At 72.7% G+C, this 16,577-nt stretch carries 10 protein-coding genes; 4 read left to right on the top strand and 6 right to left on the bottom strand.

The genetic code is table 11. The features are described 5' to 3' along the window. Positions 1-461, bottom strand: a 461-nt coding sequence (locus AC067N_RS26525) for a globin domain-containing protein (protein WP_478681376.1), incomplete at its 3' end; no start/stop codon positions are given. A 283-nt stretch (positions 462-744) separates the two neighbouring features. Then, positions 745-3,405, bottom strand: coding sequence for a bifunctional acetaldehyde-CoA/alcohol dehydrogenase (adhE, locus tag AC067N_RS26520; protein ID WP_478681375.1), 2,661 nt, complete (start codon positions 3,403-3,405; stop codon positions 745-747). Between the two features lie 346 nt (positions 3,406-3,751). Here adhE and AC067N_RS26515 point away from each other — a divergent pair, with 346 nt between their 5' ends. Beyond that, complete coding sequence (locus AC067N_RS26515; protein ID WP_478681374.1) at positions 3,752-4,450, top strand: NADPH-dependent F420 reductase; 699 nt, start codon at positions 3,752-3,754, stop codon at positions 4,448-4,450. A gap of 46 nt (positions 4,451-4,496) precedes the next feature. Here the strand turns inward: AC067N_RS26515 and narI are convergent, their stop codons facing one another. From narI to AC067N_RS26495, 4 genes are read right to left on the bottom strand one after another with little or no spacing between them, the layout of a single operon-like run. Continuing rightward, the gene (gene narI / locus AC067N_RS26510; protein ID WP_478681373.1) at positions 4,497-5,273 is read right to left on the bottom strand and encodes a respiratory nitrate reductase subunit gamma; all 777 of its coding nucleotides are present in this window, start codon (positions 5,271-5,273) and stop codon (positions 4,497-4,499) included. Continuing rightward, entirely contained in the window at positions 5,270-6,112 is an 843-nt protein-coding gene (gene narJ / locus AC067N_RS26505; protein ID WP_478681372.1) for a nitrate reductase molybdenum cofactor assembly chaperone, read from the bottom strand. Before narJ ends, narI begins: the two co-directional genes overlap by 4 nt. Further along, positions 6,109-7,644 carry a nitrate reductase subunit beta gene (gene narH, locus AC067N_RS26500; protein ID WP_478681371.1) on the bottom strand — a complete coding sequence of 512 codons (1,536 nt, stop codon included), beginning with the start codon at positions 7,642-7,644 and terminating at the stop codon, positions 6,109-6,111. Before narH ends, narJ begins: the two co-directional genes overlap by 4 nt. A gap of 1 nt (position 7,645) precedes the next feature. Further along, positions 7,646-11,344 (bottom strand): nitrate reductase subunit alpha, encoded by a 3,699-nt coding sequence (locus tag AC067N_RS26495; protein WP_478681370.1) that lies wholly within the window; start codon positions 11,342-11,344, stop codon positions 7,646-7,648. A gap of 452 nt (positions 11,345-11,796) precedes the next feature. Here AC067N_RS26495 and AC067N_RS26490 point away from each other — a divergent pair, with 452 nt between their 5' ends. From AC067N_RS26490 to AC067N_RS26480, 3 genes are read left to right on the top strand one after another with little or no spacing between them, the layout of a single operon-like run. Further along, complete coding sequence (locus AC067N_RS26490; RefSeq protein WP_478681369.1) at positions 11,797-13,110, top strand: TIGR04053 family radical SAM/SPASM domain-containing protein; 1,314 nt, start codon at positions 11,797-11,799, stop codon at positions 13,108-13,110. After that, complete coding sequence (locus AC067N_RS26485) at positions 13,107-15,755, top strand: multicopper oxidase domain-containing protein (RefSeq protein ID WP_478681368.1); 2,649 nt, start codon at positions 13,107-13,109, stop codon at positions 15,753-15,755. The genes AC067N_RS26490 and AC067N_RS26485 overlap by 4 nt, the downstream gene beginning before the upstream one ends. Continuing rightward, positions 15,755-16,201, top strand: coding sequence for a hypothetical protein (locus tag AC067N_RS26480; protein WP_478681367.1), 447 nt, complete (start codon positions 15,755-15,757; stop codon positions 16,199-16,201). The genes AC067N_RS26485 and AC067N_RS26480 overlap by 1 nt, the downstream gene beginning before the upstream one ends. Positions 16,202-16,577 lie beyond the last annotated feature (376 nt).

Here is a 16,577-nt window from a genome sequence, read left to right as displayed (position 1 = left end):
ATCCGGCCGGGTTCGACGCCGGCGTCCTGGTAGAGGCGGGCCTCGCGGCCGATCAGTGCGCCGGCCATGAGCCAGTAGACCTCGTCCCAGGCTGCTGCCACCTGGGGGGTGACGGCGTCGCCGAGTACGTCGGCTATCGCGCCGAAGAGGTACTTGTGGACGATGGTGTACTGGTCGTCGGTGACGCCGACGGCGGCGTGCTTGTGGGCGATGCGGTCCAGGAGTGTGTCCGGGCGGGTGTCCGGGTGGTCGAGCAGCGCGGTCGCGAAGCCGGCGATCGATCCGGCCAGGGCGCGGCGCTGGGCGCCGCTGGCCTGGTTGCCGCGGTTGAACATCCCGTCGAGCAGTTCCGGGCGGTCCCGGAACATGGCGCCGTAGAAGCGGGTCGTGATCTCGTCCAGGGCTCCGGCCACCGCGGGCAGGGTGGCTCGGACGACGGCGGCGGACTCTTCGGACAGCATGGAGACTCCCGGAAAGGTGGAGTGAAGGGTGGGGTGAGTGGGGGGCGCCGCGACCCAGGGGGCGACCGTCTTCTGTGTAGCAGGCACCGGACGGTGTTTCGGCGGTGCCGGGCCAAGAGGGGCCGAACGGCCCCATGGATTGCGGCACAGCGGCCCCACGGGTCCCGCCGGCCAGGGCCGGATGGTGCGGTTCCGGCCTCCCGACGGCCCCTGGCCGCCGCCGCTGTCGAGGCGTCCGACGACGACGGCGTCCGTGGGGCGGTGAGCGAGGCCGCTGCGCGGGCTACGCGTCGGCCGGCCGGTCCGGGCCGTAGTAGGCCGCCCGCATGAGCTCCCGCATGTCGTCGAGCATGGGCATCCGCGGGTTGGCGGGCGCGCACTGGTCCTCGTAGGCGTTGAGGGCCTGTTGGGGCAGGGCGTCGAGGAAGGCGCGCTCGTCGACGCCGAGGGAGGCGAACGACGGCTCGATGCCCACGGCGTCGCGCAGCCGCTCGACCGCCCAGGCGAGCGACTCCACGCCTTCCTGCGGGGTGGCGGCGGGCAGACCCAGGGTCCGGGCGATGTCCTGGAAGCGTTCCGGGGCCCGGTAGTGCTCGTACTTGGGCCAGCCCGTGAGCTTGCCGGGGACGGTGCCGTTGTAGCGGATGACGTGGGGGAGCAGTACGGCGTTGGTGCGGCCGTGAGCGATGTGGAAGGTGGCGCCGAGGGTGTGGGACATGGCGTGGACGATGCCGAGGAAGGCGTTGCCGAAGGCCATGCCCGCGATGGTGCCGGCGTTGTGCATCTTCTCCCGGGCCCGCGCCGAGCCCTCGCGGTCGTTCACCGCCGCCTCGAGGTGGTCGAAGATCAGCCGGATCGCGTGCAGCGCGAGGCCGTCGGTGAAGTCGTTGGCGTAGACGGAGACATACGCCTCTATGGCGTGGGTGAGGGCGTCGAAGCCGCTGTCGGCGGCCAGGGCCGGGGGCAGGGCGGTGGTCAGGAGGGGGTCGACGATGGCCACGCTGGGGGTGAGCGCGTAGTCGGCGAGCGGGTACTTCTTGCCCGTCGCGGGATCGGAGATGACCGCGAAGGGGGTGACCTCGGCGCCGGTGCCGGAGGTGGTGGGCACGCACACCAGGCGGGCCCTGCTGCCCAGCGTCGGGAAGCGGAACGCGCGCTTGCGGATGTCGGAGAACTTGTGCCGCATGTCGGCGAAGTCGATGTCGGGGTGCTCGTAGAGCAGCCACATCACCTTCGCCGCGTCCATGGGCGAGCCGCCGCCGAGCGCGATGATCGTGTCCGGGCGGAAGTCCCGCATGAGACGGGCGCCGCGCTGCACGGAATCGATGCTGGGTTCCGGTTCGACGTTGTCGATGATCTGCAGCGTGACCGGCTCCGGACGGCGCTTCAGGACCCGGTCGAGGCGGTCGACGAAGCCGAGGCGGGTCATGGTCGCGTCGGTGACGATCGTGACGCGGTGGACGTCCGGCATGGAGGCGAGGTAGCGGATCGCCTGCGGCTCGAAGTAGATCTTCGGCGGGACCTTGAACCACTGGAGGTTGTTGCGGCGGGTGCCGACCCGCTTGACGTTGAGGAGCTGGGCGGCGGACACGTTGTTCGACACCGACGTGCTGCCCCAGGAGCCGCAGCCCAGGGTGAGGGACGGCAGGAGGCTGTTGTAGATGCCGCCGATGGCACCCTGCGAGGAGGGCGCGTTGACGATGATCCGTACCGTCTTCATCCGCTTGCCGTACTCCTCCGCCAGCGCCCTGTCCTCGGTGTGGATGACCGCGCTGTGGCCCTGGCCGTGGAAGGCGACCATGTCGGCGGCCAGGGCGAAGCCCTGCTGCTCGGATTCGGCCCGCAGGACGGCGAGGACCGGGCAGAGCTTCTCCCGGGTCAGCGGCTCGTCCGGGCCGACGCGGCCCGCCTCGACCAGGATGAGCGAGGTGTCGGCGGGCACGGTGAAGCCGGCCTGCTCGGCGATCCACACCGGGCTCTGGCCCACGGCGGCGGCGTTGACCTTGGGCTCGCAGCCGCCGCCCGCCCGGCCGGTGGGGAACAGGAACGTCTCCAGCTTGGCCTTCTCCTCCGCGGTCGCCAGGTGGGCGTGCAGGGTGCGGAACTCGGCCAGGGCGGCGTCGTAGATCTCGTCGTCGAGGATGACGGCCTGTTCGGAGGCGCAGATCATGCCGTTGTCGAACGACTTGGACAGCACCAGGTCGTTGACGGCGCGGCGCAGTTCGGCGCTCTTGTGGACGTAGGCGGGGACGTTCCCGGCGCCCACGCCCAGGGCGGGCTTGCCGGCCGAGTAGGCGGCCTTGACCATCGCGTTGCCGCCGGTGGCGAGGATCAGCGCGACGCCCGGGTGGCGCATCAGCGTGCCGGTCGCCTCGACGGACGGAGTCTCGATCCACTGCACGCAGTGCTCCGGTGCGCCGGCGGCGACAGCCGCGTCCCGCACCACGCGGGCCGCCTGCGCGCTGCAGCGCTGGGCCGAGGGGTGGAAGGCGAACACGACCGGGTTGCGGGTCTTCAGCGCCATGAGCGCCTTGAAGATCGTGGTGGAGGTCGGGTTGGTGACCGGAGTGATCGCGCACACGACCCCGACGGGTTCGGCGATCTCGACCATGTCCTCGATGTCGTCGCGGGCGATGACCCCGACGGTCTTCATGCGGCCCATGCTGTGCGTGACGTGCTCGCACGCGAACATGTTCTTGGCCGCCTTGTCCTCGAAGACACCGCGCCCGGTCTCCTCGACCGCGAGCAGCGCGAGTCCCGTGTGCTGGTCCAGAGCGGCGACCGACGCCTTCTTGACGATGTGGTCGATCTGTTCCTGTGTCAGGTCCTCGTAGTCGGCGAGCGCCTTGAGCCCGTTCGTGACCAACCGGTCGATGGCGATGGCGGTCTCGGACGGCTCTCCGCCCGGGGTGGCGGGGCGGGTCAGGGCGTCCTGTCGGGTCATGGGGTTGCGCCTCCGTCGTCGAGGTCGTGGGCCGGAAGTCCGGCAGCGTGTCCGTGCGGGGAGCGGTGCCGGGGGCCGGTACCGCTTCCACCTCCACCCTCCCGTGGACGGCAGCCGCCCCCCAGGCGGCAAAGGTCCCGTCCCGGGACCGACGGTCCCGGGACGGTGGGGCCGGTCGGACACCCGGCCGCCCGGCGCGCCGCGTCACGCACCGCTGCGGCATTCGGCCGAGTTCGCGGGCGCTGCCGACGTCCCGGGGTGATGGTGGAGGTGACGATGTCCGCCTCGTCCCGGCGTCACGGGGGTCACGGCGAGGCGTCCGTACCGCCGGAAAGGACCCGCACCCATGCGTTACGCAGTTCTCGGCACCGGCGTCGTCGGCCGGACGATCGCCGGCAAGCTCTCCTCGCTGGGCCACGAGGTCGTCGTCGGCACCCGCGACCCGCAGGCGACGCTCGCCCGCACCGAGCCCGACGGCTACGGCAACCCGCCGTATGCCCGGTGGCAGGCCGGGCATCCTCAGGTCCGGCTGGCCGCCTTCGCCGACGCCGCCGCACAGGGCGAGGCGGTGGTCAACACCACCGCGGGCCTGAGCAGTCTGCGGGCACTGGAGTCCGCCGGTGCCGCCAACCTGGCCGGCAAGACCGTCATCGACGTCGCCAACCCCCTGGACTTCTCCCGGGGCATGCCCCCGACGCTGGACCCGATCGGCACCGACAGCCTCGGAGAGCAGATCCAGCGCGCCTTCCCCGAGGCGAAGGTCGTCAAGACCCTCAACACCATGAACGCCCGGATCATGGTCGACCCGGCCCGGGTCGCGGGTGCGCACACCGTGTTCGTCTCCGGAGACGACGCCGGGGCCAAGAGGGCCGTCACGGACCTGCTCATGTCGTTCGGGTGGCCCGCCGGCGACATCATCGACCTGGGTGACATCACCACCGCCCGTGGCGCCGAGATGCTGCTGCCGATCTGGCTGCGCCTGTACGGCGCGCTCGGCCACACGGACTTCAACTTCCACATCCAGGGCGCCCACCACAGCCTCTGATCGCGGCCGGACGGCGGAGCGGCCGGGGCGAGCGCCGGTCCGGGGCTCAGGCGGCTCGCCGCGAGCCCGGTGCCGACCGGGGCCGGCCGCCCGCCGGCCGCCCCGCCGGCGGCGCGGTCCGCCGCCGGTAGACCAGGTACGGACGGGCCAGGTACCCGATCGGGGCGCTCCACACGTGGACCAGCCGGGTGAACGGCCAGGCGGCGAAGAGCAGGAACGCGGTCAGGGCGTGCAGCTGGAACAGCAGCGGGGCTCCGGCTATCGCCTCGGGCTCCGGCTGGAGGACGAACAGGCCGCGGAACCAGACGGAGACGGTGGAACGGTAGTCGTAGCCGGCGCCGAAGACGTTGTGGGCGGCGGTGGCGGTGATGCCGAGCAGAACGGTCGCGGAGAGCAACGGGAAGAGGAGCTTGTCGCTGCGGTCGGTGCCGAGCCGGATCCGGCGGGTCAGGAGACGACGGGCGCACAGCATGCCCAGCCCGGCGACCATGGCGACGCCCGCGACCGAGCCCGCCCAGACGGCCGTGGTGTGGTACGCGTGCTCGGAGATCCCGGCGGCCTCGGTCCACGTGTCGGGGACGGCGAGCCCCACGACATGTCCGGCGATCACCATGAAGGCACCCAGGTGGAACAGCGGGCTCCCCCAGCGCAGCCACCGGTGTTCGAGGAGCTGGGTGGTGCGGGAGGTCCAGCCGAACTGGTCCTGCCGGTAGCGCCAGACGTGCCCGACGACGAACACGGCCAGGCAGATGTAGGGCACGGCGACCCACAGGAGCAGATCGGAGCCGCTCGCTGCGGCAAGGTGAGGAGACGCGGTGCTCATCGGGGGCCTTCCGGGGTGGAGAGGGGCGGCATGAGGGTGGGCGGGGCCTGCTCGGGCGGGACGAAGGTGCTTGGCGGGGCGAACTCCCCGGCCCCGTAGGTCCCGTACGGGTCGAGGCCGACGTCCTCGTCCGGCGGGCCCTGGGCGGCCAGTTCGGCGACGGCCAGCAGGTCGGCCTCGGTGGGCGGCGGCAGCAGGGTGAGCAGGGCGGCCAGGACGTGGCGGTAGGGGGAGTCGGCGTCGGTCAGCGCCCGGTGGATCAGTTCCAGGCCGCGGCGGTGCTGACGCAGTGCCGCCTCGCCCGCCCGCGGCCCCGCGAGCGCGGCGAACTCCAGGACGACCGGGAGGTGGTCGGGGAGTTCGGCGCCGTCGCTGTCCCAGCCGGCGGCGCGGTAGCGCTGCGCCAGCGTCAGCAGGGCCATGCCGCGGCGACGGGTGTCGCCGTGCAGGTAGTAGGTGAGGTACAGGCTGCTTCTGCGGCGCAGGTCGAAGGTCTCGACGTAGTGGCGTTCCAGCGCCTCCGGCTCCTGCCCCCGGAACCAGCCGCTGAAGGCGGCCAGATGCTCGGCGGCGGGCGAGGGCGGGAGCGCCTCGACGGTGGCGGCCAGCACGGGGCGGGCGGTGGCCAGCTCCGCGTCCGGGTACTGCAGCAGCAGTGACAGCAGCCGCAGCAGCAGTGCCCTGTCGCGGGTCTCCTGCGGGGTGAGCTGCGTCGGGCGCGCCGTGCGGGTCGCGCGACCCGGGCGGCGCACCGCGGCCCGGACCCGGGAGCGGAGGACGGCGGGAAGGGACGCGGGTCCCCCCAGGCGTTCGGCACCGGGGGAGGGCTGCGGGCTCATGAATGGCCTCCGGCGGGTGCTTCGGACGAACGGCGGCGCAGGGTGGGGATGCCGAGCATGGTCTTGCGGGACCCGGCGGGGTCGGAGGTCTCGACCGGGCAGCGGTTCTCCATCGCCGTCAGCGCGGCGGCGTCCTCCTTGTGCGCGGCGGGGACGACGTACCGGTCGGCGTACTTGGCGACGGCGAGGAGGCGGTGCAGGTCCTCCGCCTCGCGTGCCGTGAGGCCCACGGCCTTGAGCACGGCCTCGTCGCCTGCCTCGCCGAGGGTGCGCTCGCGCATGTACGAGCGCAGCGCGGTGAGCTTCATCAGCACCCCGCCGACCACGTCGGTGTCCCCGGCGGTGAACAGCTCCGCGAGGTACTCCAGCGGGATGCGCAGGCGGGTGACGGCCGCGAAGACGTGGTCGGGGTCGTCCTGGTCGCCGCCCGCCGCGTCGACGGCGTCGAGAACGGGGGAGAGCGGCGGCACGTACCAGACCATGGGCAGGGTGCGGTACTCCGGGTGCAGGGGCAGCGCCACCTTGTACCGCATGACCAGGTCGTACACCGGGGAGCGGCGGGCGGCGTCCAGCCAGTCCTCGGGGATGCCGGACTCCCTTGCCGCGGCGATGACTTCCGGGTCACGCGGGTCGAGGAACACGCCGCGCTGGGCGTCCAGCAGATCCTTCTCGTCCGGGGTGGCGGCGGCCTCGCCCACGCGGTCGGCGTCGTACAGCAGCAGCCCGAGGTAGCGCAGACGGCCGACGCAGGTCTCGGAGCAGACGGTGGGCTGGCCGGCCTCGATGCGCGGGAAGCAGAAGGTGCACTTCTCGGCCTTGCCGGTGGCGTGGTTGACGTACACCTTCTTGTACGGGCACGCCGTCACACACATGCGCCAGCCGCGGCAGCGGTCCTGGTCGACGAGGACGATGCCGTCCTCGACCCGCTTGTACATCGCGCCCGACGGACAGGCCGAGACGCAGGCCGGGTTGAGGCAGTGCTCGCACAGGCGGGGCAGGTGGAAGAGGAAGGTCTGCTCGAACTCGAACCTCACCTTCTCGGCCCACTCACCGGTGAGGTTGGGGTCGCCGCCGGCGTGCTCGGGTGCGCCGCCGAGGCCGTCCTCCCAGTTGGCGCCCCAGGTGATCGAGGTGGGCTTGCCGGTGAGGACCGAGCGGGGGCGGGCGACCGGGATGTCCTTCTGGGCGGGGGCGTTGACGAGGTTGTCGTAGTCGTAGGTGACCGGCTCGTAGTAGTCCTCGAGGGACGGCAGGTCGGGGTTGGAGAAGAGGGACAGCAGGCGCCTGACCCGGCCGCCGGAGCGCAGGACGAGACGCCCGCGCTTGTCGAGCATCCAGCCGCCCTTCCACTGCTCCTGGTCCTCGTAGCGGCGGGGGTAGCCGACGCCGGGCTTGGTCTCGACGTTGTTGAACCAGGCGTACTCGACGCCGGGCCGGTTGGACCACGTCTGCTTGCAGGTGACCGAGCAGGTGTGGCAGCCGATGCACTTGTCGAGGTTCATCACCATCGCCACTTGAGCCATCACTCGCATGTCAGTACTCCACTTGCTGGCTGCGGCGGCGAACGACGGTGACCTCGTCGCGCTGGTTGCCGGTAGGGCCGTAGTAGTTGAAGGCGTAGGTGAACTGCGCGTAACCGCCCGCGAGATGGGTGGGCTTGAGCAGCAGCCGGGTCAGGGAGTTGTGGATGCCGCCGCGCCTGCCGCTGACCTCGGTCTTCGGCACGTTCACGTTGCGGTCCTGGGCGTGGTACATGTACACCGTGCCCTCGGGCATCCGGTGGGTGACCACGGCGCGGGCGGCGACGACGCCGTTGCGGTTGTACGCCTCGATCCACTCGTTGTCCTTCACGCCGATCCTCTCGGCGTCCTCCACCGACATCCAGATGGTGGGACCACCCCGGGACAGGTCGAGCATGTACTTGTTGTCCTGGTAGTTCGAGTGGATGGACCACTTGGAGTGCGGGGTCAGATAGCGGACGGTGACCTCGGCCCGGCCGTCCTCGTGCAGGTGCTCGTCGCCGTAGTGCCGGGGCGAGTTCAACGGCGGCCGGTAGACGGGCAGTTGTTCGCCGAGTTCGGTGATCCAGTCGTGCTGGACGAAGAAGTGCTGGCGGCCGGTGAGGGTGTGCCAGGGCTTCTTGTGCTCCGTGTTGATGACGAACGGGGAGTAGCGGCGGCCTCCGGTCTCCGAGCCCGACCACTCGTAGGAGGTCATCACGGAGCGCGGCTGGGTCCGGGTGTCCGCGAAGGTGATCCGCTCCGCCTCCCGCTCGGCGGCCAGTTCCACCAGGCCCTTGCTGCCGGTCTGCCGCTCCAGGGCGCGGAACCCCTCGGTGGCGAGGCGGCCGTTGGTGGTGCCGGACAGGGCGAGGATCGCCTCGCACATGTCGCTCGCGGTGGCGAGGGAGGGCCGTCCGGCCGCGACTCCGTCCCGGACGGTGCCGTTACGGTGCCTGAGGTCTTCGATCTCCTGGTCCGGGTGGACGGTGACGCCCTTGGTGGTGGTGCCCAGGGTGTCCAGGAGCGGACCGACGGCCCGCATCTTCTGCGATATCGCCGCGTAGTCGCGCTCGATGACGACGAGCTTCGGCATGGTGCGGCCCGGTACGGGCTCGCACTCGCCGTTCTTCCAGTCCCGTACGACTCCGCCGGGCTGGGCGAGTTCGTCGGGGGTGTCGTGCAGCAGCGGCACGGCCAGGACGTCGGTACGGGTGCCCAGGTGCTCGGCGGCCAGGTCGCTGAACCGGTCGGCGATCGTGAGGAACGTGTCGTAGTCGGTGCGGGCCTGCCAGGGCGGGGCGATGGCCGGGGTGAAGGCGTGCACGAAGGGGTGCATGTCCGTACTGGACAGGTCGTCCTTCTCGTACCAGGTCGCGGCCGGGAGGACCACGTCGGCGAGCAGACCGGTGGAGGTCATCCGGAAGTCCACGGTGACCAGCAGGTCGAGCTTGCCCTCCGGGGCCTCCTCCCGCCACACCACGTCCTTCGGGCGCCCCTCGGGCGGCGTCTCCTCGGAGCGGACCGCGGCGTCCGTGCCCAGCAGGTGGCGCAGGAAGTACTCGTTGCCCTTGCCGGAGGAGCCCAGCAGGTTGGCCCGCCACACGGTCAGCACACGGGGGAAGTTGGCCGGGTCGTCGGGGTCCTCGGCGGCGAACCGCAGCCGGCCCGCCTTCAGCTCGTCCACGACGTGGTCGGCGACCTCGCGCCCCTGGGCCCGTGCCTCGTCGGTCAGGTCGAGGGGATTGCGGTTGAAGCCCGGGTGACCGGGCGTCCAGCCCAGCCGCACCGCCTGCGCCAGACAGTCGGCGAACCCCTTGCCCTGGAACCGCCCCTTGCCGAGCGGGGAGGCCAGCTCCTCGGGCCCGAACGCCTCGTACCGCCACTGATCGGAGTTCAGGTACCAGTACGAGGTGCCCGCCATGTGCCGGGTCGGCCGCTGCCAGTCGAAGGCGAACGACAGGTGCTGCTGCCCGGTGACCGGGCGGACCTTCTCCTGGCCGACGTAGTGCGCCCACCCGCCGCCGTTGACGCCCTGGCAGCCGGTCATGGTGGTCAGCGCCAGGAACGCGCGGTAGATGGTGTCCGAGTGGAACCAGTGGTTGGTGCCGGCACCCAACGCGATCATCGAACGCCCCTGAGTGCGCTCGGCGTTGCGGGCGAACTCCCGGGCGATACGGGCCGCCTGCTCGGCCGGCACGGAGGTGATCGTCTCCTGCCAGGCCGGCGTGTACGGCTCGGACGCGTCCTCGTACGACGACGGCCAGCCGCCCGGCAGACCGGGACGCCGCACCCCGTACTGAGCGAGCATCAGGTCGAAGACCGTGGTGACGAGACGGCCGCCGATCCGGCGCACGGGCACACCGCGCACCAGGACCGAGCCGCCCTCCGTGGCGCCCTCGTCGAAGCGGGGCAGCGCGACCTCGGCCGTTTCCCCGTCCTCCGCCAGCAGGCTCAGCGCGGGGACGACATCGCCGAGTTCGAGATTCCAGCGGCCCTGCTCCTCCTTCGCCCAGCGGAAGCCGAGCGAGCCGTTCGGCACGACCGGCTCACCGGTGACCGAGTCGAGGAGGACGGTCTTGGACTCGGCGTGCTCCGTGCCGTCTCCGAGGTCGGCGGCGGTCAGGAAGCCGCCGGGGACGAGGCCGCGGTCGTGCTCGCGCAGGGTCACCAGGAACGGCGCGTCGGTGAACTTCCGCATGTAGTCCTGGAAGTACGGCACTTCCCGGTCGACGAGGAACTCGCGCAGGATCACGTGGCCCATCGCCATGGCCAGGGCTCCGTCGGTGCCCGGGTGCGGGGCCAGCCACTCGTCGGCGTGCTTGACGTTGTCGGCGTAGTCCGGGCTGACGGCGACCACCTTGGTGCCGTTGTAGCGCGTCTCGGTGAGGAAGTGCGCGTCGGGTGTGCGGGTGACGGGGATGTTGGAACCCCACATGATCAGATAGCCCGCGTTCCACCAGTCGGCCGCCTCGGGCACGTCGGTCTGGTCGCCGAAGACCTGCGGCGAGGCGATCGGCAGATCGGCGTACCAGTCGTAGAACGACAGCAGCGTCCCGCCGATGAGCGACATGAACCGGGCGCCCGCCGCGAACGACGCCATCGACATCGCCGGGATCGGGGAGAAGCCCGCCACACGATCCGGACCGTACGCCTTGACGGTGTGCACATGGGCGGCGGCGATCAGCTCGCTCACCTCGTCCCAGTCGGCGCGCACCAGGCCGCCCTTGCCGCGGGCCCGCTTGTAGGCCCGGGCCTTCGCCGGGTCGGAGGTGATCTCCGCCCAGGCCGCCACCGGGTCACCGAGCCGCTTGCGGGCCTCACGCCACAGCTTGAGCAGCGCCCCCCGGACGTACGGGTAGCGGACACGGCTGGGGGAGTAGGTGTACCAGGAGAACGACGCCCCGCGCGGGCAGCCGCGCGGCTCGTACTCGGGGCAGTCGGTGCCGATGGACGGGTAGTCGGTGGCCTGGTGCTCCCAGGTGATGATGCCGTCCTTGACGTACACCATCCACGAGCACGAACCCGTGCAGTTCACGCCGTGCGTGGAACGCACCACCTTGTCGTGGGCCCACCGGTCCCGGTAGAAGCCCTCCCACTGCGGGTCGCCCGTGCCGAACACGGCACGTCCGTCAGCCGACACCTCACGGCGCGTCAGCAGCCGACGGGCGGCCAGCGGCCAGCCTTCACCGGCGCGTGACTCCCGCTGCCGTGCGTTCTGATCGTTCTCCATGGCCGGGAACGCTAGGCCGTGAACAGGGTCACCACCCGGGGCCGGCGGTCCCCGGCGGCCGACCTTCCGGCCCCATCCCGCCGGTCTCCACGGGGCCAATGGTCCCGGTACCGGCTCACGGGCAGCCCGGGGAACCGGGTGCGGAACCGCCGCTCGCACCGCCGACGGCCCGTTCGGCCCTGTACGCCCGCCCCGTAGAGGGACCGTCGGCCCTGTTCCGCATGACCATCGGCCGCCGCGCCGGCCACCGCCGCCGGTGGATGCTGACGGCGACCGATCCGGAGGTGTTCCGTGCACGACCACGTCGACCGCCCTCAAGGCCGATGCCACCGCTGCCGCACGCGGTGGGCGCCGCGCACGGTCCGGCCCGGCCACCGTCCGGCCGCCCGCCTCGTCTGCCCTGACTCCAGGGCGGCCGGACACAGCCCCAGGGCGCTGGGCAGGGCCGTACGGTGAGCGCCACCGCCCAGGCGGTACGGCGCCAGCGCCACGACGCGGGGGAACGGCCGTTCATCGTCATCTGGGAATCCACCCGGGCCTGCCCGCTGGCCTGTCTGCACTGCCGCGCCGAGGCCGTGTCCGACCGGGACCCGCGCGAACTGGACACCGACGCCGCCAAGCACCTGCTGCGCCAGGTGGCCGCCTTCGGGCGCCCCGCCCCGCTGTTCGTGATCACCGGCGGCGACCCCTTCCAGCGCCCCGACCTCACCGAACTCATCGCCTACGGCCAGGAGGCCGGCGTCCGGGTCGCCGTGTCCCCGTCCGGCACCCCGACGCTCACCGCGGACCGGCTGCGGGAGCTGCACACGGCGGGGGCGGTCGGCCTCTCCCTGAGCCTGGACGGTTCCACCGCCGAGGTCCACGACACCTTCCGCGGGGTGCCCGGCGTCTTCCGCTGGACCCTGGACGCCTGGGACACCGCCCGCGCCCTCGGCATGAAGGTCCAGATCAACACCACGGTCGCCCGGCACAACCTGCACGACCTCCCCGACATCGTCCGCCTCGTCGCCGAGCACGGGGCGATGCTGTGGAGCGCCTTCTTCCTGGTGCCCACCGGCCGTGGCCGCGCCCTCGGCGCGCTCACCCCCGGTGAGGTGGAGGACGTCCTCAACTTCGTCCACGACGTCGGCCTGACCGTGCCGGCCAAGACCACCGAGGCCCACCACTTCCGCCGCGTCGCCCTGCAGCGCCAGATCCTCGCCACCACCGGTGAGGACCATGTGGCGGTGCTCGGCCTCGGCCCGCTGTACCGGGAGCTGCGCGAACGTGCCGCAGAACTGGGCCTGGACACCGCGGCGCGCCGGGTACGGCGGCCACCGCTGGACGTCAACGCGGGCCGCGGCTTCGTCTTCGTCTCCCACACCGGCACCGTCCACCCGAGCGGCTTCCTGCCGCTGGGCGCGGGAAGCGTCCGCGACACGCCCCTGACCGAGATCTACCGCACCTCGGAGCTGTTCACCGGCCTGCGGGACCCCGGCCTGCTGGGCGGCCGGTGCGGTGCCTGCGAGTTCCGCCGGGTCTGCGGCGGCTCGCGATCGCGTGCCTACGGCGTCACCGGCGACCCGTACGCGGAGGAGCCCTGGTGCGGCTACCGGCCCGGATCCTTCCCGTACCAGCGGGAACTGGCCGCGCTGCTGTCCGACGGCGCCGGCACCGGGGGCGGGCCGGCCGGCGAGGGCTCGCGGCCGGCCGGAGCGGCACACCCGGCCCGGAACACACCGGGGCAGGACGGCGGGGGTTCACCCGAGCGGCAAGGAGCGGCATGACCAGCATCGCGGCCGGGCCCACCGGGGCCGGAAAGGGCAGCGACCCCGGCACGTACCCGAACCGGTTCAGGGCGTCCGGGGTGAGGACCCGGCATCTGCGCGCCCACGTCCTGGTCCTGGCGTGGCTGGGCCTGGCCCTGGTGGCGGTCGGGGCACGGGAGACATGGCCGGTGGCCCACTGGATCGCCGTGCACATGTTCCTGCTCGGCGCCGTCACCACGGCCGTCCTCGTGTGGAGCGAGCACTTCGCCGTCGCCCTGCTGCACGCGAGGATTCCGGACGCACGGGGGAGTGCCGCCCGGCTCGCGACGGCCAACCTCGCCGTCGCCGGGCTCTGCGCCGGCGTGTGGACCGCGACCCCCGTGCTGACCGCGGTCTCCGCGGCGATGCTGGTGGCCGCGGCCGTCGCGCACCTGGTGATGCTGCTCCGGCTGAGGAGGGGGGCGCTCGGCGGACGCCTCAAGCCGGTCGTCTCCTACTACCAGGCGGCCACCGCGGCCCTGATCGCCGGTACCCTCCTGGGCTGGCTGCTGGCCACCGGCGCTGCCGGCGATCCCGACCGGTACGCGGGGCTGCGCCTCGCGCACCTGCACGTCACACTGCTCGGCTGGATCGGGCTGCCCGTGCTGGGCACGCTGTTCATGCTGTGGCCTACCGTGCTGGGCGTACGGATGAAGGACCGCACCACGAAGGTGTCGGGGAAGGTGCTCCGGCTCACCGGCAGCGGACTGCTGGTGGCGGTCGCCGCACTGGCCCTCGGCTGGCGCTGGCCGGCCGTGGCGGGCCTCGCCCTCTACGTGGAGGGAGTCGCCCTCGCCGTCAACCTGTTCCTGCGCACCGTCCGCGGCAACCGGCCCGTCTCCGCGGCGGCGGCCTGGATGCTCGCCGCCGCCACCTGCTGGCTGCTGACCGGGGTGGCGGCGGATCTCGCCCTGCTGGTCACCCGGCCGCCCGCGGCGGCACAGGCCGGGATCGACGCCCTGCTGCCGGTGCTGCTCGTCGGCTTCGTCGCCCAGATCCTGATCGGCGCGCTCACCTACCTCCTCCCGGTCGTCCTCAGCAGTGGCCCGAAGGACCGCGCTGCCGTGAAGGCGGTGCTGGAGCGGGGCTGGTCGACGCGGCTGGTGACGCTGAACGCCGGCGTCGCCCTGGCGGCCCTCCCGCTGCCCGCCCCTGCCGCCACGGCCGGCCTGCTGCTCGCCGCGCTGGCCGGCGCCGCGTTCCTCGCCCTCGCGGTGCGGGTGCTCGTCCGCAGCGGACGGGCCCTGCGCAAGGAAGCGGACGCGGACGGTACCGGTGCGGCTCGGCGCCCGGCTCTGTGGGGTACCGCCGCGGGCGTCGTCCTGACCGTACTGGCGGTGATCGTGGCCAACAGCGGCGGGGACACGGGCGGCGGGACGAGCGCCGGCGGTGCGTCGGGTGCCGGCGCCGGGGCCACCCGCACGGTCGCCGTCACCCTGGCCGACATGCGCATCCGGCCCGCCCGGATCGAGGTCCCGGCGGGCACCGCGCTGCGGCTGAAGGTCACCAACACGGACGGCCGGCGCCACGACCTCAAGGTCGAGGACGGTCCCGGCACCCCGATGCTCGGCCAGGGCGACACCCGCGTACTCGACATCGGGCCGGTCACGGAGAACCGTGAAGCGTGGTGCACCCTGCCGGGCCACAGGGCGGCGGGGATGGTCATGGACATCGTCGTGAAGGACGGCAAGACCGCGGACGGCGGCGGACACCAGGGGCACACCTCTGCCACCGCCGGCGAGCACGACGCCGGCCCGGACCTGTCCGCCGACTTCTCCACCGGCTGGCAGCCGCGCGCCGCCGACCTGGCGCCGGCCCCCGGCGGGACGGTCCACAAGGTCGAACTGCGCGCCGCGCACACCGTGGTCGAAGTGGCCCCGGGGGTGAAGCAGCAGATGTGGACCTTCGGAGGCACCGCACCCGGACCCACCCTGCGCGGCAAGGTCGGCGACGTCTTCGAGGTCACCCTCGTCAACGACGACGAGAACATGGGCCACGGCATCGACTTCCACGCCGGATCCCTCGCCCCCGACCGGCCGATGCGCACCCTGGACCCGGGCGAGCGGCTGGTCTACCGTTTCCGCGCCGAGAGAGCGGGGGCATGGCTGTACCACTGCAGCACCTCGCCCATGCTCCAGCACATGGGCAACGGCATGTACGGCGCGGTGATCATCGACCCGCCCGGTCTGCGGAAGGCCGACCACGAGTACGTGCTGGTCAGCTCCGAGCTTTACCTCGGCACCACCGGCAGTGCCGCCCAGGTCGCGAAGATGCGCGCCGGCACCCCCGACGCCTGGGCGTTCAACGGCGTCGCCGCCCAGTACGCCAAGCGGCCCCTGAAGGTGAAGACCGGTGAGCGGGCCCGCTTCTGGGTGGTGGCCGCGGGACCCGGCGACGGCATCGCCTTCCACCTCGTCGGCACCGTCTTCGACACCGTGTACAAGGAAGGCGCGTACCTGCTGAAGCCCGACCAGCCGGGCGGGGCACAGGTCCTGGACCTGGCCCCCGCACAGGGCGGCTTCGTCGAGACGACGTTCCCGGAAGCCGGCCACTACGCCTTCGTCGACCACGACATGCGCCACGCCGAAGCCGGCGCGCACGGCATGGTGGAGGTGACCGGCTGATGGACACCGTCGGCTGGTGGTCGCTCGTGCGGTTCGCGCACGTGGCCGGCGCCGCCCTCTGGGTCGGCGGGCAACTGGCCCTCTCCCTGGTGGTCCTCCCACTGGCGCGCCATCTGCTCGCCCCGGAGGCCAAGGACGGCTTCACCGCCGCGGCCGGGCGCCGCTTCGGGATGCTGACCGGGGCGGTGTTCCTGCCCGTGCAGCTGGCCACCGGCTGGGCCATGGCCTGGCACCGGGGCGTCACCTGGGCCTCCCTCGCGGAACCCGGCTACGGCCGCACCCTGGCGACCAAGCTCGCCCTCTTCGTGCTGGTGATGCTCGCGGCGGCCGGACACGGCATCGCCCACGCCAGGGGCCGCGCCGACCTCGCGCGGGCCCTGGCGGTCGTGTCCCTGGTCGGCTCCCTCGGCGTCGTGCTGCTGGCCACGGCCCTGCCCGCTACGTGAGCGCGGCCGCGGCGCTGTCCGTGACATGAGCGTGGCCGCGGCGCTGTCCGCGACGTGCCGGGTGCCCCGGGCGCGACGCCGCGCGGCCGGCCGCCGTGGCCACGACAGCGGCTCGGCCGGCGTCGTGGGAACGAGCAGAGGATTCGTCGGGCCCGTCCCGCCGCCCGGCACCGGTGTACCACCGTCGAGCACCGGGTCCGCCGCCCGCCACCGGTGTCCCGCCGCCCGGCACCGGCGCGCCCCGGGCCCTGCGCCGCGGAGGTCCCGCCCCTCTGGACGACAGTGCCCTCGGGGCCGTTCCGGTCGCCGAATGAGGCCGTACGGCCCACGGCCCGGGGGCCGGCCAACCCTCCCCGGGGCGGGGGGCACGGCGCAG

Source organism: Streptomyces sp. NPDC042364 (genome assembly GCF_056437585.1).
This window is presented reverse-complemented; position numbering and strand designations above follow the sequence as displayed.

Excerpts from the sequence above, each read along its gene's own strand:
- adhE (WP_478681375.1), bottom strand. The coding sequence starts at position 3,405 with ATGACCCGACAGGACGCCCTGACCCGCCCCGCCACCCCGGGCGGAGAG.
- AC067N_RS26515 (WP_478681374.1), top strand. The coding sequence starts at position 3,752 with ATGCGTTACGCAGTTCTCGGCACCGGCGTCGTCGGCCGGACGATCGCC.
- narI (WP_478681373.1), bottom strand. The coding sequence starts at position 5,273 with ATGAGCACCGCGTCTCCTCACCTTGCCGCAGCGAGCGGCTCCGATCTG.
- narJ (WP_478681372.1), bottom strand. The coding sequence starts at position 6,112 with ATGAGCCCGCAGCCCTCCCCCGGTGCCGAACGCCTGGGGGGACCCGCG.
- narH (WP_478681371.1), bottom strand. The coding sequence starts at position 7,644 with ATGCGAGTGATGGCTCAAGTGGCGATGGTGATGAACCTCGACAAGTGC.
- AC067N_RS26495 (WP_478681370.1), bottom strand. The coding sequence starts at position 11,344 with ATGGAGAACGATCAGAACGCACGGCAGCGGGAGTCACGCGCCGGTGAA.
- AC067N_RS26485 (WP_478681368.1), top strand. The coding sequence starts at position 13,107 with ATGACCAGCATCGCGGCCGGGCCCACCGGGGCCGGAAAGGGCAGCGAC.
- AC067N_RS26480 (WP_478681367.1), top strand. The coding sequence starts at position 15,755 with ATGGACACCGTCGGCTGGTGGTCGCTCGTGCGGTTCGCGCACGTGGCC.